General features: G+C 60.3%; 20 protein-coding genes and 1 pseudogene. 15 read left to right on the plus strand and 6 right to left on the minus strand.

Going from position 1 to position 21,837, the window contains the following annotated elements:
• The first annotated feature begins 318 nt into the window (after window positions 1-318).
• Both DTI93_RS00260 and DTI93_RS00265 read left to right on the plus strand, forming a co-directional pair.
• A complete protein-coding gene (locus DTI93_RS00260) occupies window positions 319-1,077 on the plus strand; it encodes an aspartyl/asparaginyl beta-hydroxylase domain-containing protein (protein WP_232317268.1) in 759 nt (252 codons plus the stop codon).
• A gap of 56 nt (window positions 1,078-1,133) precedes the next feature.
• Window positions 1,134-2,111 carry a YihY/virulence factor BrkB family protein gene (locus DTI93_RS00265; protein ID WP_227449777.1) on the plus strand — a complete coding sequence of 326 codons (978 nt, stop codon included), beginning with the start codon at window positions 1,134-1,136 and terminating at the stop codon, window positions 2,109-2,111.
• Window positions 2,112-2,122: 11 nt separating this feature from the next.
• Here the strand turns inward: DTI93_RS00265 and DTI93_RS00270 are convergent, their stop codons facing one another.
• The gene (locus DTI93_RS00270; protein ID WP_086431804.1) at window positions 2,123-2,713 is read right to left on the minus strand and encodes a septal ring lytic transglycosylase RlpA family protein; all 591 of its coding nucleotides are present in this window, start codon (window positions 2,711-2,713) and stop codon (window positions 2,123-2,125) included.
• 174 nt (window positions 2,714-2,887) lie between these two features.
• Here DTI93_RS00270 and aroQ point away from each other — a divergent pair, with 174 nt between their 5' ends.
• From aroQ to accC, 3 genes are read left to right on the plus strand one after another with little or no spacing between them, the layout of a single operon-like run.
• On the plus strand, window positions 2,888-3,337 hold the full coding sequence (gene aroQ, locus DTI93_RS00275; RefSeq protein ID WP_043561671.1) for a type II 3-dehydroquinate dehydratase: 450 nt from the start codon (window positions 2,888-2,890) through the stop codon (window positions 3,335-3,337).
• Window positions 3,334-3,789: an acetyl-CoA carboxylase biotin carboxyl carrier protein subunit gene (locus DTI93_RS00280; protein ID WP_043560999.1), complete on the plus strand. Its 456-nt coding sequence runs from the start codon at window positions 3,334-3,336 to the stop codon at window positions 3,787-3,789. Before aroQ ends, DTI93_RS00280 begins: the two co-directional genes overlap by 4 nt.
• Window positions 3,789-5,144 carry an acetyl-CoA carboxylase biotin carboxylase subunit gene (gene accC, locus DTI93_RS00285; RefSeq protein ID WP_043560997.1) on the plus strand — a complete coding sequence of 452 codons (1,356 nt, stop codon included), beginning with the start codon at window positions 3,789-3,791 and terminating at the stop codon, window positions 5,142-5,144. The genes DTI93_RS00280 and accC overlap by 1 nt, the downstream gene beginning before the upstream one ends.
• Window positions 5,145-5,210: 66 nt before the next feature.
• On the opposite strand, the gene ccmB is transcribed toward accC, so the two are convergent.
• Window positions 5,211-5,915 carry a heme exporter protein CcmB gene (gene ccmB / locus DTI93_RS00290; RefSeq protein ID WP_249079718.1) on the minus strand — a complete coding sequence of 235 codons (705 nt, stop codon included), beginning with the start codon at window positions 5,913-5,915 and terminating at the stop codon, window positions 5,211-5,213.
• A 54-nt stretch (window positions 5,916-5,969) separates the two neighbouring features.
• Window positions 5,970-6,551 (minus strand): annotated as a pseudogene (ccmA, locus tag DTI93_RS00295) (heme ABC exporter ATP-binding protein CcmA); the annotation flags it as partial.
• 193 nt (window positions 6,552-6,744) lie between these two features.
• Between ccmA and DTI93_RS00300 the strand changes: the two are divergent.
• Both DTI93_RS00300 and DTI93_RS00305 read left to right on the plus strand, forming a co-directional pair.
• Complete coding sequence (locus DTI93_RS00300) at window positions 6,745-7,488, plus strand: amino acid ABC transporter ATP-binding protein (RefSeq protein ID WP_052349171.1); 744 nt, start codon at window positions 6,745-6,747, stop codon at window positions 7,486-7,488.
• 68 nt (window positions 7,489-7,556) lie between these two features.
• On the plus strand, window positions 7,557-9,077 hold the full coding sequence (locus DTI93_RS00305; RefSeq protein ID WP_052349215.1) for an ABC transporter substrate-binding protein/permease: 1,521 nt from the start codon (window positions 7,557-7,559) through the stop codon (window positions 9,075-9,077).
• 8 nt (window positions 9,078-9,085) lie between these two features.
• On the opposite strand, the gene DTI93_RS00310 is transcribed toward DTI93_RS00305, so the two are convergent.
• The 3 genes from DTI93_RS00310 to DTI93_RS00320 form a co-directional block, all read right to left on the minus strand.
• The gene (locus DTI93_RS00310) at window positions 9,086-10,021 is read right to left on the minus strand and encodes a hypothetical protein (protein ID WP_043560993.1); all 936 of its coding nucleotides are present in this window, start codon (window positions 10,019-10,021) and stop codon (window positions 9,086-9,088) included.
• A complete protein-coding gene (locus DTI93_RS00315; protein WP_086431826.1) occupies window positions 10,018-11,301 on the minus strand; it encodes an AAA family ATPase in 1,284 nt (427 codons plus the stop codon). Before DTI93_RS00315 ends, DTI93_RS00310 begins: the two co-directional genes overlap by 4 nt.
• 83 nt (window positions 11,302-11,384) lie before the next feature.
• Window positions 11,385-11,966: a hypothetical protein gene (locus DTI93_RS00320; RefSeq protein ID WP_154980972.1), complete on the minus strand. Its 582-nt coding sequence runs from the start codon at window positions 11,964-11,966 to the stop codon at window positions 11,385-11,387.
• Window positions 11,967-12,227: 261 nt separating this feature from the next.
• Between DTI93_RS00320 and rimP the strand changes: the two genes are divergently transcribed.
• The 8 genes from rimP (at window position 12,228) to pnp (ending at window position 21,819) form a co-directional block, all read left to right on the plus strand.
• Window positions 12,228-12,815, plus strand: a complete 588-nt coding sequence (gene rimP / locus DTI93_RS00325) for a ribosome maturation factor RimP (RefSeq protein WP_081563379.1) — start codon at window positions 12,228-12,230, stop codon at window positions 12,813-12,815.
• A gap of 34 nt (window positions 12,816-12,849) precedes the next feature.
• Entirely contained in the window at window positions 12,850-14,391 is a 1,542-nt protein-coding gene (gene nusA / locus DTI93_RS00330; RefSeq protein ID WP_043560987.1) for a transcription termination factor NusA, read from the plus strand.
• Window positions 14,366-15,031, plus strand: a complete 666-nt coding sequence (locus tag DTI93_RS00335; RefSeq protein ID WP_227449778.1) for a DUF448 domain-containing protein — start codon at window positions 14,366-14,368, stop codon at window positions 15,029-15,031. Before nusA ends, DTI93_RS00335 begins: the two co-directional genes overlap by 26 nt.
• A 16-nt stretch (window positions 15,032-15,047) precedes the next feature.
• Complete coding sequence (gene infB / locus DTI93_RS00340; protein ID WP_249079274.1) at window positions 15,048-17,786, plus strand: translation initiation factor IF-2; 2,739 nt, start codon at window positions 15,048-15,050, stop codon at window positions 17,784-17,786.
• Complete coding sequence (gene rbfA / locus DTI93_RS00345) at window positions 17,783-18,226, plus strand: 30S ribosome-binding factor RbfA (RefSeq protein WP_249079277.1); 444 nt, start codon at window positions 17,783-17,785, stop codon at window positions 18,224-18,226. Before infB ends, rbfA begins: the two co-directional genes overlap by 4 nt.
• Window positions 18,227-18,244: 18 nt before the next feature.
• Complete coding sequence (truB, locus tag DTI93_RS00350) at window positions 18,245-19,219, plus strand: tRNA pseudouridine(55) synthase TruB (RefSeq protein WP_081562602.1); 975 nt, start codon at window positions 18,245-18,247, stop codon at window positions 19,217-19,219.
• The gene (gene rpsO, locus DTI93_RS00355) at window positions 19,203-19,472 is read left to right on the plus strand and encodes a 30S ribosomal protein S15 (RefSeq protein WP_043560974.1); all 270 of its coding nucleotides are present in this window, start codon (window positions 19,203-19,205) and stop codon (window positions 19,470-19,472) included. Before truB ends, rpsO begins: the two co-directional genes overlap by 17 nt.
• 196 nt (window positions 19,473-19,668) lie before the next feature.
• Complete coding sequence (gene pnp, locus DTI93_RS00360; protein WP_081562601.1) at window positions 19,669-21,819, plus strand: polyribonucleotide nucleotidyltransferase; 2,151 nt, start codon at window positions 19,669-19,671, stop codon at window positions 21,817-21,819.
• Window positions 21,820-21,837: the final 18 nt, after the last annotated feature.

Consider the following 21,837-nt stretch of genomic DNA (forward strand, 5'->3'; position numbering starts at 1 on the left):
TGGCACGTGCGTTGCTGCGTGGAGTGCGTGACAATGCCCAGATTTTTTTTCAATGCAAGGGGAAACTGAAGGGTGGCTTCCGGGTATGGTTCTCATCACAAAAAAGTGATGTCAAGCCAGCCATTCAGCAGGAGGGGACGGGAAGGGAGCGCTCTGTTCAGGAAGGATTTTTATTAAAATTCAGTGTGTTGTTGAGTGGGGTCAGTCATGGCCGGTAGATGCCATGTCGATAGGGTGACTTTCAGTTAAGAAAACTGTTCTGGTAACAGTGTAACGTCTGCGTGGACTGGTTTGATGTGTTTTCTGCTAATGGAGGACATGATGACGGCAGGTCATGATGATAAGAAAAAACGCCCCTTTCTTGTGCGGGTTGGCAAGGCGCTGCGCCCCTTGTTCAATGCCCTGATTGCCAGAGGGTCACTGGTCCCCAATACACCTCTGCTGGACAATGGCCTGTTTCCTTGGGCGGTGGCCCTGGAGAAGGCTGCCCCGCTGATGCAGAAAGAGTTTCAGGCCATCATGGCTGAGCGTGAGAAAATTCCGCCCCTGCGTGACCTTTCGCCCGATCATGAGCGCATTGCGCCGGACAGTCGCTGGAAGTCATTTTTTCTGTACGGCTACGGCATTCCTGTTCCAGAGAATTGTGCCAAGGCCCCTGTTACGGCCCAGCTTGTGGCCGGGATTCCCGGTCTCTGTTCCGCCCTGTTCTCTGTTCTGGAGCCCGGTGGGGAAATTCCACCCCATAAAGGGGTTACCAAAGGGATGCTGAATGCACATCAGGGCTTGGGGGTTCCACGAGATCGTGATAATTGCTGGATCAAGGTCGCAGATCACACGCTGCACTGGGATGATGGCAGGCTGTTCATCTTTGATGATACCTACCGGCATACGGTGCAGAACAACACCGATGAGGTGCGTGGCATACTGTTCATTCAGTTTGAGCGGCCTACCCGTGGTCTGGGATGGTTGATGCAGCGTATTTTCCTTGGAGGGGTGAAAAAATCCGCCTTTGTCAGGGATGCCCAGAACAATATCGAACGCTGGAACCGTATTCAGGCTGAACTGGAGAAAGTGTGATGATGGAGCCGTGATCTTGCTGTCACGGCCTCGCAGGGAGAGGAAAAGCGCACCCCGTGCCCGACAAGATCGAGATGCCATTGGAGCCTCCGCCACCACCAAAAGGCCTCTGGGCCACGTTCAGGCAGGTCCTGAGCAACAGCGGAGACAGCCAGACGTCCCTCAGTGCGGCGGGATGCGCCTTCTTTGCAACCCTGTCGCTGTTTCCCGCCCTGACGGCGCTGATCTCTGTCTATGGGCTGGCTTTTGACGTACAGACGGCAGAAGAGCAGCTGCGTGTCGTCAGGCACATGCTCCCTCCTGCCGCCTATGAGATGATCTTCGACAGGATCCATGCGCTGGTGACTCAGCCTCAGTCCTCACTGACCCTGGGGCTGGTTTTTTCCCTGCTGGTGGCTCTCTGGTCCGTCACGGCCAGCAGCAAGTCCATCCTGTCTGCCCTGAACATCGTCTATCATGCCAGGGAAACTCGTGGTTTCCTGCATTTTCAGGTTCTGGCCTTCGGCACAACTCTTCTGGCCGTGATAGGGGCCTGCCTGACGTTGGCGCTCATGGTGGCGGCTCCGGCCATCGTGGATTATCTGCCACGCTATCTGAGTTATGTGGGGGTGACGATAGATAGCCTGCCGCCATCGCTCCATTTTCTGGTGGAGCAGGGCACGCCCGTTCTCGTTCACTGGCTGGCCCCTTCCATCATGCTCTGTTTCGTCTTCATGGCGCTGATCGTGCTGTATCGTATCGCCCCGTGCCGGGAGCGCATGACATCATGGCGCTGGATCCTGCCCGGTGCGTTTCTGGCGACCCTGCTCTGGGTTGGCGTGTCCATTGGTTTTTCGTGGTATGTCTCGCACTTTGCCAGTTATGGTACGACGTATGGGCCACTGGGTGCCGTGGCGGCTGTCATGATGTGGCTTTTTGTCAGTGCGTATGTCGTGCTGTTTGGCGCCGTGCTGAATGCCGAGCTGGAGGAGCGGGGCTACCGGCGGATCGTCCGCAAGGAAATGGGAATCCCCGTCAGGCCAGCGGATCACTGAGGAGCTGCCGGTTACCGGAGCGGGCTGTCCTGTGCGATTTTTTCGGCCTGACGGGCCTGGTCCTGAAGAATCTCGTGCATGTCGGTAGGGTGGCGGAAACGGGAGCGGCGGCGGGGAAGGACCGTTATGGTGATGTGGCTGACACCGTGATTCATGATTCCCAGGCTGGCCGCAGCCCCCTGTGAGAGGTCGATGATGCGGTCGTTGTCGGCTGGCCCGCGGTCATTGACCCTCACGATGACAGATCGGCCCGTGACGGATGAATGGACCAGCAGTTTCGTTCCCAGAGGGAGGGACGGATGGGCGGCCGTCAGCGCATCGGGGCTGAAGCGTTCGCCGCTGGCAGTCCGTTTTCCGATCAGCTTTTTGCCGCCATACCAGCTGGCCAGCCCGCTTTGCGTGGGAGGGAGTGCAGCTTCTTCCGTCTTCTCCACGTCTGATGACATCCCGGCCGCCAGAGCGGATGGGCTGGAGGCGACATGCCCCAGACATGCAAGAATGATCAGACACGGCAGGGTAGAGGTTGTGAAGGGGAACCGCCTGTTCCGCCCATGAGGGACGACAGCTTCCATGGAAGCAGGGAAAGGTGTGTTTGCCTTCATGTTACCCACGGATATTGTTGATGGTCATCCCGAGTGTGTCACAACTTGAACAGATGGGCCAGCGTGGGCGTCCAGATGATTGTAAACTATTGGATAACATATGAAGATTGCGGTGCCAGACTGTAAAAGAAGTGGCTTTACCTGATGAAGATGAAGGTGCTATCAGCCGTTCGGATGAAGCGACCTCTTATTGTTGTCCTGAACGGACCGAACCTGAATATGCTGGGGCTGCGGCAGCCTGAGATTTACGGCGAAGCCACACTGGATGATGTGGAGCAGCTGTGCCTTCAGGCTGCGGAGCGGCTCGATGTGACGATCGACTTCCGCCAGACCAATGGCGAGGGGGAGCTTGTGTCATGGGTGCAGGAATGCCGGGGCCGTGCAAGCGGTATTGTCATAAATCCTGCGGCCTATGGGCACACATCGATTGCTTTGCTTGATGCGCTGCTGGCTGTTGAGCTGCCAGTGATTGAGGTGCATATGTCTAACATTCATCGCCGGGAAGCATTTCGTCATCACACGTATGTTTCACAGGCAGCCCGTGGAGTCATCTGCGGGCTGGGGATACGCGGGTATGCCCATGCTCTCCAGGCGGTGGCAGATATGATTGAGGATGAAGGATGAGCCGTATGCTCGTGGACAAGGAGGCCATTCGGGCACTGGCCGATATCCTGACGGATACAGGCCTGACCGAGATTGAAGTTTCCGAAGGCGACAGCCGCCTTCGTGTTGCCCGGAATGTGACCGTACAGGCTGCGGCTGCTCCCGTGGCCGCTGCTCCTGCTGCGGCTCCCGCCCCCGTGGCGGAAGAGGCCGTGGCCCCGGCAGACCCGTCATCCCATCCTGGCGCTGTTCCCAGCCCGATGGTGGGCGTGGCCTATCTGACACCGGACCCCTCCTCCCCTCCGTTCGTGCAGGAAGGAGGCCAGGTCGCTGCCGGGCAGACCATCATGCTCATCGAGGCGATGAAGACCTTCAACCAGATCAAGGCACCGCGTGCAGGCAAGCTGGTCCGCTACTGCGTGGCATCTGGCGATCCGGTTGAATTCGGGGCAACATTGGCGATCATCGAGTGATGTTTTCCAAGATCCTGATAGCCAATCGTGGCGAGATTGCCCTGCGGGTGCTGCGCGCCTGCCGGGAGATGGGCATCAAGACGGTGGCGGTGCATTCCACGGCAGATGCTGACGCCATGCATGTGCGTCTGGCCGATGAGGCTGTCTGCATCGGGCCGCCAAGCTCCCGTGATTCTTACCTGAATGTGGCGGCTATTCTTTCTGCCGCCACCATCACCGGAGCAGAGGCCATCCATCCGGGCTATGGCTTCCTTTCCGAAAATGCGGAATTCGCCGAAACGGTGGAGGAGCACGGCATCGCCTTCATTGGCCCGACAGCCGAGCACATCCGCATGATGGGTGACAAGATCACCGCCAAAACGACCATGGAGGCCCTCGGCGTGCCGCTGGTGCCCGGGTCGGACGGGGCCCTGCGGAGCCTGGACGAGGCCCGGGAAGTTGCGGCCCGTGTCGGGTATCCGGTGCTCATCAAGGCCGCTGCCGGTGGTGGTGGTCGTGGCATGAAGGTAGCCCAGACCGCTGATGAGCTGGAGGAAGCCTGGAGCGTGGCCCGGACGGAAGCCCGTGCCGCTTTTGGCAATGACGAGGTCTATCTGGAGAAATATCTCGACAAGCCCCGTCATATCGAGCTTCAGATCATGGGTGACACGCACGGCAATGTCGTGCATTTCGGGGAGCGTGACTGCTCCCTCCAGCGTCGCCACCAGAAGCTGCTGGAGGAAGCCGGTTCCCCCGTCATCACGCCAGAGCAGCGCAACGAGATTGGCAAAACTGTTACGGATGCCCTGTCACGCATGGGGTATCGCAATGCCGGTACGCTCGAGTTCCTGTATCAGGACGGGCAGTTCTGCTTCATTGAGATGAATACCCGCCTTCAGGTGGAACATCCGGTGACGGAAATGGTCTGCGATGTGGACCTCGTGCGGGAGCAGATCCGTGTGGCCGCTGGTGAAAAGCTGAGCTACCGGCAGGAAGACATCGTGATGAACGGCCATGCCATCGAGTGCCGCATCAACGCCGAGGACCCGGAAACCTTTGCGCCCAACCCGGGGACGGTCAAGGTGTTCCATGCTCCCGGTGGTCTTGGTGTCCGTATGGACAGTGCGCTCTTTGCCGGTTACAGGGTGCCTCCCTATTACGACAGCATGATTGCCAAGCTGATCGTTCATGCTCCCACCCGTGCGCTGGCCATCAGCCGCATGCAGCGGGCCCTGACGGAGTGTGTTGTGGAGGGGGTGAAGACGGTCATTCCTTTGCATCAGAAAATTCTGGCGGACCCGGAGTTCCAGAAGGGTGAATATACCATTCACTGGCTGGAGAATTTCGTGGCGAAACTTCAGGCCGATAAAGCCTGAAGATTTCTGCTTCGGCCTGTCCGTTCAGAAAGCCGTTCCCGTAGCAGGGAGCGGCTTTTTTTATGGTCAGCCCCGTGCTTCTTTCAGGCTGGCTCCAGCGATGAGGGGGCAGCCCGGCAGGGCCAGAAGGAAAAGGGCCGCCAGAAGGCTCAGATTAGCCGTACAGGCTGTTCCTGTCGGGGTGGTGCAGGCCAGTGTGCCGAAGATGAGACCAGGAGTCATCAGCGGCAGTGTCAGCACGGGGAGCAGAAGGCTGTTGCGGCGTGCTCCCAGTGTTATGGCCGCTGTCATGCCCCCTGTGAGAGAGAGGGTCAGGCTGCCCAGAGTAAGGCTGAGCATGAGCACCGTCAGGTTATGGGCTGGCAGCTGGAAGAACAGGGCCAGCAGAGGGGTGGCCAGCAGGATGGGCAGTCCACCTGTCACCCAGTGGGCGAACATTTTCCCCAGCGCAATGAAGGCAGGGTGCAGGGTGATCTGGAGCATGTCCAGTGATCCGTCTTCCGCATCTTCATCATAGAGGCGCTCCAGCGGCAGGAGTGAGGCCAGCAGGGTACAGACCCACAGAATGGCCGGGCCGGTCTGCTGGAGCAGGGCGGGGGTGGGGCCGAGGGCAAGAGGGAAAAGTGTGCTGCAGACTGTCAGGAACAGCAGCCCCCCTACGGTTTCGGCACTGTTCAGGCGGGCCAGATGCAGCTCCCGGCGCAGATGCAGGAGCAATGGATGAAGGGTCTTTTTCGAGGCTGGCTCCTCATGCACTGGCGGGGTTTGCATGGTCAGGTCTGGCGTGATGGATGGTGCCACCATGCCGGGTGTGAGGTGCTGGCTGCCCGGTAGGGATAGTGGCGCATGGGAGGCAATGGCCACGGCCCCCCCACGGGCACGATGCTCTGCCAGCAGGGTCTCCAGCAGGGCAAGGCTGGCAGCATCCAGACCATTGGCAGGCTCATCCAGCAGCCACAGCCGGGCATCGGGAAGGAGCAGCAGGCGGCTCAGGGCTACACGACGTTTCTGCCCCAGCGAGAGCAGGCGGACAGGGCAGTCCAGAAGATGGGCCAGCGCCAGACGCTTCAGGGCAGCATGGATGGTTTCTGTCCCATGAGGCATGAAGAGACAGAGATTCTGCTCAACCGTCAGGGTGGATTTCAGGGCGTCAGCAGGGCCAAGCCAGGCAATGTCGGCCCGGCGGGTCACTGTGCCTCCAGCAGGGGGACACAGCCCTGCCATCAGCCGCAGAAGTGATGATTTGCCCGTACCATTTGGCCCGGTAAGGAGTAGGGCATCACCGGTAGCGAGGTTCAGGGAGAGATCAGGGACCAGACAGCGTCCTGCCCGCTCCAGCCGGACATGATCCAGCCGGAGAAGGGATTGTGGTGGAGAGGCAGGCGGGCATGAGGTGCTGGAGGCCATGGTGATGTTTCATGTGGAGCTGGAAGGGGCCTGGGGAAGGTCCGGGAGAAAAATATGCCCTTCCGGGTGGAAAATACAGAAAAGGATGTTTTGCTTGAAGGGTGGTTATGGTTAAGAAAGCGCATGGTGAATGACTACAGGATGGTTGTCCATGTTGTAGCGTGCAGGAGGATGTTCGGAACTGACTGACTGGGTGCTGAAGGCGACCGGTATCGCCAAGTCTTTCGCCGGGAATGAAATTCTGCGGGGAATTTCTCTGGAAGTGGAACGTGGGGAGCTGATTTCCATCATCGGGCCGTCCGGCTGTGGGAAATCAACGTTCCTCCGCTGTCTCAATTTTCTGGAACATCCTGATGCCGGAGAGGTGCGGGTTGAGGATGTGACCGTGGCCAGTACGGGCTCATGGCGTCGTGCGGACGAGGTTCAGGCCCACCGTCTGCGCAGCCATGTGGGCATGGTCTTCCAGTCCTTCAACTTGTTTCCACATCGCACGGTGCTGGAGAACGTCATGCTGGCCCCCATGCAGGTCAAACGCATGAGTGAGACGCAGGCGAAGCATGTTGCCTGCGAACTGCTGGAGAAGGTTGGCCTTGCCGCCGTGAAGAACCGTTACCCGGACAGGCTCTCCGGTGGGCAGCAGCAGCGTGCGGCCATTGCCCGGGCTCTGGCGATGAAGCCTTCCGTCATGCTGTATGATGAGCCGACATCCGCTCTGGACCCGGAACTTTCCGAAGAGGTGCTGTCCGTCATGCGGGCGCTGGATGCAGAAGGCATGACCCAGCTCGTCGTGACGCACGACATGCGTTTCGCCCGGGCGGCTTCGGACCGTGTGCTGTTCATGGAAGCTGGACAGATTGTGGAAAGTGGCGACCCCGATGTGATGTTCGCCAACCCGCGTGAGGCAGGAACCCGGCGTTTCCTGCGGACACTCCTTTGATGAATGGGGGCACGGTGATGAAGCGTGTGATGTTTGCGCTGGCTCTGGCCCTGTTCGGGCTGTGGGGTATGGCAGGTCTGTCCGCTCCTGCCTGGGCTGAAGGCGGTACTCCAGCAGTAGCTTCCCTGCGGGTTCCCGGTGCTACGGATGACAGGGACCTTCCCTGGGCGTCGGACGGAGAGGCCAACGTGCCTTACGTCTTTCACGATCCAGCCCATGAAGGGCGGATGACAGGTTTTGAATATGACCTGATGCAGACCATCAGCGCCCGGATGGGACGGCATGGGCGTTTCGTACAGAATGGCTGGGACGGGCTGATCCCCGGCCTCTCACGGGACCTGTATGCCCTGGTCATCGATGGCATCGAGATGACGCCGGAGCATAAGGCTGCCGTGCTTTTTTCCCGGCCCTATTATGTGACGGTGGATCGGATTGTCCTGCGGAATGATGAAAAAGGGCTGGACACGCTTGATGCCCTGAAAGGCCATGTGGTCGGGACCATCAAGAGCACGGCTGCCGAGCGTCTTCTGCTGGATCACGATCCGGCCAATGTGCGCTCTTATGATGAAGAGACAAATCTGTTTTCTGACCTGAAGAACGGACGTCTTGATGCCATTCTGATTGATGAGCCTATTGCCCTTTATTACCGGTCGGATGATCTGAAGCTCGTTGGGCCGCCGATCGGGCGTGTGGCTTATGGAATTGCCTTCCCCAAGAACAATCCCGGCCTGCGTGATGCTGTGGATTCCGTTCTGGGTGATCTCATGAGCGATGGCACCCTGCATCAGATTCTGGCCCGCTGGAATCTCTGGACGCCGCAGATGGCCGATTACACGGGGGATCAGACTCTCTCAACAGTCCAGCCAACGGCCTGGGTGGATTACCGCCAGACGATGGAGCGGATGTCCGGCAGCAGTGTGCAGGCCATGGTCCACCGTTATGTCAGTTTTCTGCCTCTGATAGGCAGCGGGGCGTTGATGACGCTGGGCGTGTCGGCTCTGGCGATGGTGCTTGCCGTGGCGATGGGGCTGGTGCTGGCTCTGGCCCGGGCCTACGGGGTGGCACCGTTACGCTGGCTGGCCGGGCTGTATGTGGAGATCGTGCGGGGCACGCCGTTGCTGATACAGGTGCTGTTCATTTTCTATGGACTGCCTGCTTTTGGTCTGCGTCTGTCGCCTTTTGCGGCGGGCGTGCTGTCGCTGGGGCTGAATTATGCGGCCTATGAGGCGGAAAATTACCGGGCGGGGCTGCTTTCTGTTCCCCGTGGACAGATGGAAGCGGCCATCGCCCTGAACATGACCCACATGCAGGCCCTCCGGCTCGTGATCGTTCCGCAGGCCTTCCGCACGGTCGTACCCGTCATGACGAACGATTTCATTGCCCTGCTCAAGGACAGTTCCCTCGTTTCCGTCATCACGCTGACAGAGCTGAGCCAGACCTATATCCGTCTCTCGTCAACCTATTATGACTATATCGGCACGGGGCTCATGGTCGGTCTGGCCTATCTTCTGGTTGGCCTGCCTTTTGTGCGCCTTGCCCGCATGGCGGAGAAGCGCATGGGGCGCGTCGTCGCCAAGGGGCATCACTGAAGGCCCCATCAGGGGATCAGCGGGTCCGGTGGCGGGGTGTGACCCTGCAACTGGTTCCCGAACCCCAGCTGCAGGGCCTTTTGCCACTCCAGCGCCCAGCTGCGCATCCTGGTCAGGAATGTTCTGGCCTCGGGGTAGGGTGACAGCGCATCCCTGGACCAGACGGGAATGGGGGCAAGCAGCTGGTGGGTCTGCTGGTCCAGTGGTGGAATCAGCGTGTCCACAAGGCCAACCTGGGCCTGACCATCCGTCGTGGTAGCGACGTGTCGCCATTGGACAGCCAGAAACAGGGGGGGGATGGGCGTGACGCCGAGGGCCTGCAAGCGGGCGATGGACTGGTTGATGAGTGGATTGGTGCTGACATCATTGCCCTGTATCACCACAGTACCAGAGCCGATGCAGTCTTCTCCTGCTGGAGAGACCGGCAGGCTGTGATTGAGGAAGTTGCGGTCATCATGGCAGATGCCCGTCACGTTCCCAGCCCGGTCCAGAGCAATGGGCTGCTGGGTTGCCTGGGCGATGATGAGGCCGGTAATGGCCCCCTGATGTGTACGGACAAGAGCCAGAAAAGAGAGGGGGGACTCGTTGCTGATCTGGGCGGAGAGAATGGGGTGCCACTCTCCTTTGGGTAGAGGAATGGTATGGCCACCCAGGATAACACGATCCCGTACAATCTCAGACATGCTGGGATATTGCAGATGCACCGGCATCGGCCCGGAGGGTGCATTGTCAGCATCGCCCGGGCCGCCGTCTGCATGAGCTGAATCGTGAGGAGCGTGCGTTGCTGCCGGCGCCATGCCGGGGAGCCAGGGAGCCTGTTTTTTCAGCCAGGGGGTTGGGAAAAAGGCTGCCATCACCAGCCCGCCAAGCCCGATCATGAAGGAGAGGCGCCACAGGGGGGCCTGCTTCCAAAGGGAGATGCAGGTACGGAGGAGATGCTTCACAGGCTGGCCTTGTTCATTCTTTCCTGAGGCTCTTCGCTTGTTTCAGCCCGGATGCGTCCTTCTCCTTCCATGACGAGGTGGACATGGGTGCGTCCCTGCTGGCGGGCCGTGATGAGGCTGTCGCTGATCATGTCTTCAATGGACCGGAGAATATCCCGGGCACTGGCCATGCTGCCCAGTTTCTGCTGGCGTTGAAGGATTTCGAAGAGAAGGGCAGGGTCGATGCCACCGGCTTCAACATTCAGCCCGTAGCCACGGATCATCTGCTCAATTTCCAGAGCAGCCACACGGGCGAGGTCCAGCCCCCGCAGCGCACGGAACACGAAGATGCGGTCCAGCCTGTTCAGGACCTCCGGCGCAAACCCGGCCCGACGCAGGGCTTCGGTCGATTCGGCCCGCATTTTCTCGGGCTCGTCAGCCAGCCTGTCCGCAATGGCGCTGAGAGCATCCGTGGCAATGTTTGATGTCAGAACAAAGATGGCCCGTGTGGTTGGTACCAGCTCGTTGGTGGAGGCTTCCGTTACATGGCCGTCATTCCAGGCCGTAAGGAATTTCTTGAAGACGTCCGGGTGGGCCTTTTCGATCTCATCCAGCAGGACGACGGCATCGGGATTTTCCTTCAGGCCACCTGTCAGCCGCCCGAACGTGTCAGACCCAACATAGCCTTTGGGAGAGCCGAAAAGCTGTGTGGCAGCATGCGGGCTGGACATCTGGGTCATGTCGAAATGCAGCAGCGGGCGTTCCGTCTGGTTGGCAATCTGCTTGGCCAGATAGGTCTTGCCGGTACCGGGCGGCCCAGCAAGGAGGAAGACCCCGACGGGACGGTCACGGTTCTGGAGAGCCAGCCGGCGGCGCAGCTGCTGGGCAATATCCTCGCAGACCTGGTCCTGCCCGATGACACGGGCACGCAGGGCAGCGGCCAGCTCCTCAGCATTGATGGCACTCTCACGCTGCTGGCGTGCCAGCATTTCCTCCAGAGCGGTGCGGTTGGTCAGACGGCTGAGAACATCCATGAGAAGACTCTTTCTGTGGCGCAGGCCACGGCGGGCCAGACGGTCGGACGAGAGACAGTAGAACACCCCGGCAAGAGAGAGGGCAAGCCCGGCGATCCCGGCGGGAAGATAGCCGGGGCGGGCCCAGTTGGCAGCAACGAGCAGCGCATGCAGCAGGGTTGTGGGGGAGAGATGGACCATGAGAGCCAGCTGGACAGCCGCCAGTATCAGGAAGGCCGCCATCATCAGGGGCATCATGCGGGAGAGCCAGGGGATCAGGGATTTCATCATGGGCTTCTGCATCCTGCCGGGAGGGGAACCCCCTGTTTTCACTGGCAGGCCGGGATGGGGTCAAGTCCTTTTCCTGACAGCTACTGGACAACCACCGGGATGGCGAAGGAAGGGCTGGCAGGGGTAAGGGGAGGCAGGACCACGACATTATGGAACATGTCCAGCGTTGCAATGGATACGGGGCCCATGCCTGCTGGACTGGTGCGTGTCAGTGTGACGATGCCTTCCCGGGCGATGGGGAGCAGCACGGCCTGTGCTCTGGGGCCGAGGATGATCTGCTGGCTGATGCCACTGCTGCTTACGGTCAGCATCTGTCCCGCATGGCCTGCCGCATCGGCCAGGGGGAGGGCTGCCAGCCGGATGCGGTTGTCCTTGAGTGCGGCCAGAAGGGCAGGTTTCTGCTGGGCAGGGATTGTGCTGCGGGCAATGGCCCGGGCTGCATCATCTGGGGGAAGCATGGAGAGCGGGAGTGAGCCTGCCGCCATGGGAATGGCCTGTTCCGCCGCCTGGGGTTGTGGTGTTTGCTGGGCGGCATCGTGCGGAGATGGCTGGCCATGCCATGCCAGAAGGGCGCCCCCCAGTCCCACAACGGCCGCAACCACGGCCACGGGGCGCCAGAGAGGCTGTTTCTGTGGTTCGGGAGAGGGGGAAGGCTGGTTCATGGCTGTCATTTCGCATCACCATATACCATAAGGGCAGGAAGGCAGAATGGCGTTTCTTTCATCTTTTCCCTGTCGAGCAGTTGCGGGCGGGAAGTGCTTGCATTGGGTGTGGCTCTGTCGTATCAGGGAGATGTTTTCACTTTCCGCTCTTTTGGGGGGTGGCCCTGACGGGCCGCCTTTTTTGTTTTGGATCATTTTTCCACATCGTCGGACCAGTCCGGTCCATCCGCTCCGTTTCATGAGGGTGAAAGCTCCCATGGTATCCGCCGTCTGAGCGGGCTGGAAGCACGTATTGCGGACAGGATTGCCCCGACTCTGGCCGACATGGGGTACGAGCTGGTACGCCTCTCGGTTCTCGGGCATGAGACACCGACCGTCCAGGTCATGGCCGACCGTGCCGATGGCTCGCTCATCAGTGTTGATGACTGCGAGCAGATCAGCCACGCAGTGGGCGCTGTGCTGGATGTGGATGACCCGATACCAGGGGCATGGATGCTGGAGGTTTCCTCTGCCGGGATCGACCGTCCGTTGACCCGGGCGAAGGACTGGGAACGTTTTGCCGGGCATCTGGCCAAGGTGGAGCTGGAGGTTCCGCTGGATGGTCGCAAGCGTTTTGCCGGTATTGTCCTTGGCGAGCGTGACGGGCTTGGCCTGCTTCGTCTGGATGACGGGCAGGAAGTGGCCCTGCCGCTGGATGACATGCGCAAGGCACGGCTGGTCCTGACGGATGAGCTGATTGAGGCAAGTGCTGCGCTGGCAGGCGTGGCGCAGGAAGACGAAGCCGAGGCCGATGGCAGGACCCGCCGGGCGCCAAAGCTGAAACCCAAAAAGCCGGGGAAGAAAAACTGATGACCCGTCTTATGCTGGTTGGAGGTCCGATCTGATGGACACATCTGTTACCCGTCCTGAGCTGCTTCTGGTCGCTGATGCGGTCTCAAGGGAAAAGAATATTGATCGTGAGCAGGTGCTCGAAGCCATGGAGCAGGCCATCCAGAAGGCTGGCCGTGCGAAATATGGGCATGAGAAGGACATCCGTGCCACGATCGACCGCAAGACGGGAGAGGTCCGGCTGAGCCGCTGGACGGAAGCCGTCGAGGTTGTGGAAAATGAGGATGCCCAGATTCCCCTGAAGATCGCCCGGAAATTCCGGCCTGAGATCCAGGAAGGTGAGTTTATCGTCGATCCTCTGCCGCCGATCGATTTCGGCCGTATTGCGGCGCAGACAGCCAAACAGGTGATCGTCCAGCGTGTGCGTGAGTATGAGCGCAAACGCCAGTATGACGAGTTCAAGGACCGTGTGGGTGAGATCATCAACGGGACGCTCAAGCAGACCGAATACGGCAACCTTATGGTGGAGCTGGGCGGTCAGGCCGAAGGGCTGCTGCGTCGTGATGAAATGATCCCCCGTGAGGAGTTCCGCAACTCCGACCGCATTCGCGCCTACATTTACGATGTGCGTGACGAGCCCCGCGGGCCGCAGATTTTCCTCTCCCGTACCCATCCGGGCTTCCTGGCCAAACTGTTTGCGCAGGAAGTGCCGGAAATCTATGACGGGATCATCGAGATCAAGGCCGTGGCCCGTGATCCGGGTTCCCGTGCCAAGATGGCTGTCGAGTCCCGTGATGCCTCCATCGATCCGGTCGGTGCCTGCGTGGGTATGCGTGGGTCCCGTGTGCAGGCTGTTGTGGCAGAGCTTCAGGGGGAGAAGATCGACATCATCCCCTGGAGTCCCCATGCGGCTACCTTCGTGGTGAATGCCCTGGCGCCTGCTGAGGTGACCAAGGTGGTGATGGATGAGGATGCCGGCCGGGTCGAGGTCGTGGTGCCGGATGAGCAGCTCTCACTGGCCATTGGTCGGCGTGGGCAGAATGTTCGCCTTGCCAGCCAGCTGACCCGCTGGGACATCGACATCCTGACTGAAGCTGAGGAATCGGAACGCCGTCAGGAAGAGTTCCGCAAGCGGACCAGCCAGTTCGTCAATGAGCTGGATGTGGACGACGTCATTGCTGGACTGCTGGTAACCGAGGGCTATCATACCATCGAGGACCTGGCCTATGCCGACCCGGCAGAGCTGCACGACATTGAAGGTTTCGATGAGGCAGTGGCCGAAGAGCTGATGAACCGTGCCAACAATTATCTGGCCAGTCGTGAGCAGGCTCTGGATGAGCGGCGTCGTGAGCTGGGTGTCAGTGATGATCTGGTCAATCTTGGTGTCTTCTCCCTCCAGGTTCTGGTTGAACTCGGGGAGAAGGGGATCAGGACGCTGGATGACCTGGCCGACCTCGCTGCCGATGAGCTGATCGAGCTTCTGGGTGGTGATGAGCCACTTGAGGAAGCCGAGGCCAATGAGATCATCATGGCCGCTCGTGCCCACTGGTTTGAGGGTGACGAGGGAGCTGGTGAAGGAGACTCGGGTCACGACTGAGGATCATATCCCCGATGTGGATGATGGCCCGTCCGGGCGGGGGCGTCGTGCCTCATCCCGGCGGCGCTGTCTGATCAGCCGCACACATGGTGAGCCGTGTCACATGATACGGTTTGTCGTCGGGCCCGATGGCCAGATCGTGGCGGACCTTGCCGCCCGGCTGCCCGGGCGTGGCATGTGGGTGCAGGCGGACAGGGCTGTTCTGGAAGATGGACAGCTGGCTCGGGCCTTCTCCCGGGCGGCGCGGCAGAAGGTGGACGTGCCTGTGGGGCTTGTGGAGTCTCTCAGGGATGGTTTGGCAAAGCGCCTTCTGGATGGTATCAGTCTGGGCCGACGCGCTGGTGAGGCGGTCTGTGGGTTCCAGAAGTGTCGGGAACGGATCGTTGCTGGCAGAGTCGGGGTTGTCATTTGTGCAGCAGGTGCGAGCCAGGATGAGGTGGCCCGTCTGCTGTCAGGCCAGCGGGAGCTGCCGGTGGTCTGGGTGCCGGGGGATATCCTGGCAGCGTCCTTCGGGAGGGAGCGTGCGGTTTATGCCGTGATGGCTCCTGGCGCTCTGGCAGAGCGGCTGAAGGCAGAATATAAGAGATTTGCGGGGGTGGCCGAAGGCACGCTCCCGGGCCCTGATACGGTAGGGCAGTAAGGAACAGGCAGAAATTATGAGCGACGGCAACGAGCGCAACCAGAACGGAACTCCAAAGGGGACCACCCCAAAAGAAGGGCAGGGCAAGAGCTCCGGCCGCCTGTCCCTGCGTCCGGCAGGACGCAAGGACGTGGGGCGGACCGTAGAGGCTGGCTCTGTAAGACAGAGCTTCAGCCATGGGCGCTCCAAGGAGGTCCGGGTTGAAGTGCGCAAGCCCAAGAGAAGCGGGGGCGCAGGGGGGCGTGGCGGTCGTGCCACGGCTGGTGTCCGTGGCCTGACGGCTTCCGAGCAGGAAAAGCGCCAGCGCGTTCTGGCTGAGGCCGCCGCAGAGGCTGCCCGGCGTGAGGCAGAAGAGGAAGCCCGCCGGGAAGCCGAGAAGATCCGTATCCGTTCCGCTGCTGAGGAAGAGGCCCGGCAGAAGGCTGAGGCCGAAAGCCGTCGTGCCCAGGAAGAGGAAGAGGCCCGGAGCCGTGCGGCCGAGGAAGAAGTTCGCAAGAAGGCCGAAGTTGCAGCCCGTCGCCAGGAAGCTGAACGGAAGGTGCCGCCGCCGCTGACGGGTTCCACGACCGGGGGTGTGCAGCTGGCCGAGCCGACCAAGCGTCTGCGTCCGCTGGCCGAGCGGGCCATCATGCCGAGCCGCCCGCTGAATACGGCGGCGTCTTCACGGGCTTCTTCAGTCCGTTCCAGCAATGACGCCAGCGAGACGCTGCACCTGCGGGGACGCACTGGGGCCGTGGGAGGTGCCGATGACGAGGGAGCAGGGCCTTCCCGTCGTGGCGGTGCCGGTGGCGCCCGGCGTTCTTCTCCGTCGTCCCGCCGTTCTTCGCCCCGCCGCAGCGGGGGTGGTGGTCAGGACCGTCGGTCAGGCCGTATTGACGTCCGTGCCGCCATTGAAGGTGATGACGGCAAGACCCGTTCGCTGGCTTCCGTCCGGCGTCAGCGTGACCGCGAGCGCCGTCAGGCCGAGCTGGAGCGCCTGCGTTCCGATCAGGTTCGTGTCGTGCGTGACGTGACCGTGCCGGAAACCATCACCGTGGGTGAACTGGCCAACCGTATGGCTGCCCGTCAGGGCGAGGTCATCAAGATGCTGATGAAGATGGGCGTCATGGCAACGGCTGCCCAGAGCATCGATGGTGATACGGCCGAGCTTGTCGTGAGTGAATTCGGCCATCGCATCAAGCGTGTGGCAGACAGTGACGTTGAGCTGGGCATCGAGGGCATTGAGGACAAGCCGGAAGACATGAAGCCCCGTCCTCCGGTCGTGACGGTGATGGGCCATGTAGACCATGGCAAGACCTCCCTGCTGGATGCCCTGCGCACGACAGACGTGGCTCATGGCGAGGCTGGTGGGATCACCCAGCATATCGGTGCCTATCAGGTAACCGTGGCTTCCGGTCAGAAGGTAACCTTCATCGATACACCGGGCCATGAAGCCTTCACCTCCATGCGTGCCCGTGGCGCTTCCGTGACGGACATTGTCGTTCTGGTGGTGGCTGCTGATGATGGCGTGATGCCGCAGACGATTGAGGCCATCAAACATGCCAAGGCTGCCAATGCGCCGATCATCGTGGCCATCAACAAGATGGACAAGCCTGGCGCCAATCCGGACCGTGTCCGCAATGAGCTGCTGAACCATGAGATCGTGGTGGAGAGCATGGGTGGCGACACGCAGGAGGTGGAGGTCTCCGCCCTCAAGCGTGATGGTCTTGACCGTCTGCTGGAAGCCATCCTGCTTCAGGCCGAGATTCTTGACCTGAAGGCGAATCCGAACCGGATTGCCGAGGGTGCCGTCATCGAGAGCCGCCTGGATCGTGGCCGTGGTTCCGTGGCAACGGTGCTGGTCCAGAAAGGGACGCTCAACCGGACGGACATCGTGGTGGCCGGAGCCCATTGGGGTCGTGTCCGTGCGCTGCTTGATGATCATGGCAAGCAGATCAAGAAGGCTGGACCGTCCGTGCCGGTCGAGATTCTGGGCATGAGCGGGGTGCCGGATGCCGGTGCGCCGTTTGTGGTTGTCGATAGCGAGAACCGTGCCCGTGAGATCAGCGAGTTCCGCCAGCGCAAGGCCCGGGAGAAGGCCACCGCCATGCAGGTTGCGGCCCGTGGTACGCTGGACCAGATGCTGGCCCGCATCCAGGCTGGTGAGCAGAAGGAAGTGGCCCTGATCGTCAAGGCGGACGTGCAGGGTTCTGCCGAAGCCATTCAGGCAACGGTGGAGAAGCTCTCCCATGAGGAAGTGGCCGTACGGGTGCTGAATGCCAGCGTTGGTCAGATCACCGAAAGTGACGTGCAGCTGGCCAAGGCGTCCAATGCTGTCATCATTGCTTTCAATGTGCGGGCTACCGTTCAGGCCCGTGAGCTGGCCCAGCGTGATGGTGTGGACATCCGCTACTATTCCATCATCTATCAGGTCTCTGATGATGTGGAGAAGCTGGTCAAAGGACGTATCGCACCGAAGCATCGGGAGAAGTTCCTTGGTTATGCAGAGATCCGTCAGGTCTTCAACATTACCAAGGTCGGCAAGGTTGCCGGGTGCTACGTCACCGAGGGTGTCGTCAAACGTGGCTGTGGCGTACGCCTGCTGCGTGACAACGTCGTCATTCATGAGGGTGAGCTGAGCCAGCTGAAACGCTTCAAGGATGATGTCCGTGAAGTGGCTCATAATTATGAGTGCGGCCTTTCCTTCGCCGGTTACAACGACCTGCGGGAAGGTGATGTGGTTGAATGCTATGAGATGGAAGAGATCCCGGCTTGAAGACGCGGCCTTCCTTTGACCTCCTCGGGCCGGCGGGTGAAAGCGCCGTCGGCCCAAGCACCCGCCAGCTGCGTGTAGCTGAAGAGGTCCGCCATGTTCTCGCAGAACTGTTTGCCAGAACGGAGTTCCGCGACTCGGAACTCTATGGTGTGACCATCACGGTAACGGAGGTCCGTATTTCACCGGACCTGCGCCATGCAACGGTGTTCGTCACACGTCTGGGGCGAGATGATGTTGAGGCTGTCCTGCCAGCTCTGAAGCGTGTGGCCTCTTTCCTGCGGAAACGTCTTTCCACGGCCCTGCGTCTGAGGACAGTGCCGGAGCTGCATTTTCAGCCTGATACGTCTCTGGAGCATGCGATGGAAGTGGAGAGCATCCTGCGCTCGCCAGAGGTCCAGCGGGACCTGCACCGTGACCAGGCTTTGGATGATGAAGACTGAGGCCGGGCCAGAATACTGATGGCACGCAAGAGAGGCAGGGACATCCATGGCTGGCTGATTCTGGACAAGCCATTGGGGCCGAGTTCCACAACGATGGTCAACCGGCTGCTGCGTTTTTTTGATGGACGCAAGGCCGGCCACGGCGGGACTCTGGATCCTCTGGCGTCAGGTGTTCTGCCGATCGCCTTTGGCAAGGCAACCAGCACCATTCCGTACATCATGGATGCAACCAAACGGTATCGGTTTACCCTCTCTTTTGGTGAAAGCCGGACGACGGATGACCGGGAGGGTGATGTTCTTGCAACGTCCGATGTCCGGCCATCGGATGAAGATATCAGGGCTGTATTGCCTTCGCTTTGCGGGGATGTGATGCAGGTGCCTCCAGTTTTTTCGGCTCTTCGTGTCGGTGGGCAGCGGGCTTACGATCTGGCCCGGGCGGGGCGTCCGCCGGAACTTCCCCCCCGTCCTGCTCGAATCGATTCGATTACTCTCGTGGACCGCCCCGATGCCGATACGGCCGTTTTTGACGTCCAGTCAGGCAAGGGGGTTTATATGCGGTCGCTTGCGCGGGATATTGCTCTGGCCTGTGGTACTGTGGGGCATATCTCTGTTCTGCGGCGCACAAAATGCGGGCCGTTTGATCTTTCCCATGCTTGTTCAGCAGAACAGTTAGGGCTGGACAAAACGGACGAAACTAGAGACAAGGCATGTGTTCTTCCGGTTCCTCTGCTGGAGGCGGCGACCGCGCTGGTCGACATCCCGGCGCTGGCCGTCACGAAAGCGGAAGGAAAATCCCTGATCTGTGGGCAGGCTGTCACGCTGGCCCATCTTGAGGGGGGCGTGCCTGATGGGGTGGAGACTGTTCCACTCTGGCGGGTCATGATCGGGGATCATGTCATCGGGCTGTGCCGGGTTGCCGAAGGGCGGTTGCGGGCAGTCAGAATGTTGGAAAATCATTTGTTTTTTGGAGAACAGGATGTCGATTACAGCTGAACGTCGCAGCCAGCTTATCGCTGAATACCGTCGTGCCGAAGGTGATACGGGCTCCCCGGAAGTGCAGGTCGCCCTGCTGACCGAGCGCATCGTGAACCTGACCGAGCACATGAAGAGCCACAACAAGGACTTCCACTCCCGTCGTGGTCTGCTGATGCTGGTCGGTCGCCGTCGTGCGCTGCTGGATTATCTGAAGCGCAAGAGCGAAGAGCGCTACAAGACTCTGATCGAACGTCTCGGCCTGCGCCGCTGATTTTCGACCTTTCTCCGGGGGAGAGGTCTCCCCCGGATTTGGGCCCGGGTTGAGCTGCCAGAAAACACTTTTCCGGCGTTTCAGGCCACATGGTGTCATGACGCGTCTGGTGCGTCATCCTCGCCATGCCGTCCGAAACGCTGTTTGTAGTCTGGTACCGGTCGGGCCGTGATTATTGCTTCCGGAGGAAGACAGAATGTTTGACAATTATTTCCGCAAAGAAATTGAATGGGCCGGCCGTCCGCTGGTGCTTGAGACGGGCAAGATTGCCCGTCAGGCTGATGGGGCCGTTGTGGTCACCTATGGTGATACGGTCGTGCTCTGTACTGCCGTTGGTGCTAAGACTGTGAAGCCGGGGCAGGATTTCTTTCCGCTGACCGTGAACTATCAGGAGAAGGCCTACGCTGCAGGCAAGATTCCCGGCGGGTTCTTCAAGCGGGAAGGCCGTCCGTCCGAGCATGAGGTGCTGTCCTCCCGTCTGATCGACCGGCCGATCCGTCCGCTTTTCCCGGACAATTTCCGGAACGAGGTTCAGGTCGTTGCCACGGTCCTCAGCCATGACATGGAAAATGATCCGGCCCTGGTGGCTCTGATTGGCTGTTCCGCAGCGCTGACACTGTCCGGTATTCCCTTCTTCGGTCCGGTTGGGGCTGCCCGTATCGGTCACATTGATGGCAAGTTTGTTGTCAATCCGACCCTCAGCCAGGTGAAGGACAGTGCGCTGGACCTCGTGGTGGCCGGTACGTCCGAGGGTGTGCTGATGGTTGAGTCCGAGGCGCAGGAGCTCTCCGAGGATGAGATGCTCGAGGCTGTCATGCTGGGTCATACGGCTTTCCAGCCTGTGATTGATGCGATCATCGACCTCGCAGAATCGGCTGCCCGTGCCCCGTGGGACCTGCCGGAGGTCTCCAAGGAAGAGGTCGCCCTGCGCAAGCGTGTGGACAAGGTGGGCAACAAGCTGATTGCCGAGGCCTACAAGGAACGCCACAAGCAGGCCCGCGTGGAGAAGGTTGCCGCAGCTCGCGAGAAGATCGTGGCCACCCTTGAGGAGGAAGGCTTTGATGCCGAGCTGGCCAAGCCGATGATCAAGGATCTGGAGGCACAGGTTGTCCGTGGCACCATCCTGAAAACGGGCATCCGCATCGATGGCCGTGACACGAAGACGGTGCGTCCCATCATGGCTGAGGTTGGTGTGCTGCCCCGCTCTCATGGGTCTGCCCTTTTCACCCGTGGCGAGACGCAGGCGCTGGTTGTCGCCACCTTGGGGACAGGTCAGGATGAGCAGGTGATTGATGCGCTGGAAGGGGAATACCGGTCCCGCTTCATGCTGCATTACAACTTCCCGCCGTTCTCCGTTGGTGAGTGTGGCCGCATGGGGTCTCCGGGCCGTCGTGAGATCGGACATGGCAAGCTGGCATGGCGTGCCATCAATCCGCTCCTGCCGTCCAAGGAAGATTTTCCGTATACGCTGCGTGTCGTTTCCGAAATTACGGAAAGCAACGGCTCTTCCTCCATGGCTACGGTTTGTGGAACGTCCCTGTCCCTGATGGATGCCGGCGTACCCATGCCGCGCCCGGTGGCTGGCATTGCCATGGGCCTTATCAAGGAAGAGCGTGGCCATGCTGTCCTGACAGATATTCTTGGGGATGAGGATCACCTTGGGGATATGGACTTCAAGGTTGCTGGTACGTCCGAGGGTGTGACCGCTCTCCAGATGGACATCAAGATCACTTCCATCACGCCGGAAATCATGAAGGTGGCGCTGGAGCAGGCCCGTGAAGGCCGTCTGCACATTCTTGGTGAAATGAGCAAGGCCCTCTCCGAGGGACGCTCCGATGTGGCTGGCAATGCACCGAAGATCACGACCATGACCGTTCCTGTTGCGAAGATCCGTGATGTGATCGGATCGGGCGGCAAGGTCATTCGTGAGATTTGTGAATATTCTGGTGCCAAGGTTGATATCGGGGATGACGGCGTCATCAAGATTGCTGCCGCCAGTGATGAGCAGGCCCAGAAGGCCATCAGCCGCATTGAGGGCATCGTGGCGGAACCGGAGATGGGACGCATCTACGATGGGAAGGTTGTCAAGACGGCCGACTTCGGTGCGTTCGTGAACTTCCTTGGCCCCAAGGATGGTCTGGTTCATATTTCCGAACTGACGGATGGTCGGGTCGCCAAGACAACGGATGTTGTCAAGCAGGGTGATGCCGTCAAGGTCAAGGTCATTGGTTTTGATGATCGTGGCAAGGTGAAGCTTTCCATGCGTGTCGTGGACCAGGAGACTGGTGCGGACATTACGGAGAGCGTTGGCGCAAAGCCGGGTCGCCCTCGTCGTGATGCGGAGTAAGGATGTGTGAGGGGAGCC

It is taken from the genome of Parasaccharibacter sp. TMW 2.1884 (assembly GCF_023337695.1).
GTDB lineage: Bacteria > Pseudomonadota > Alphaproteobacteria > Acetobacterales > Acetobacteraceae > Bombella > Bombella apis.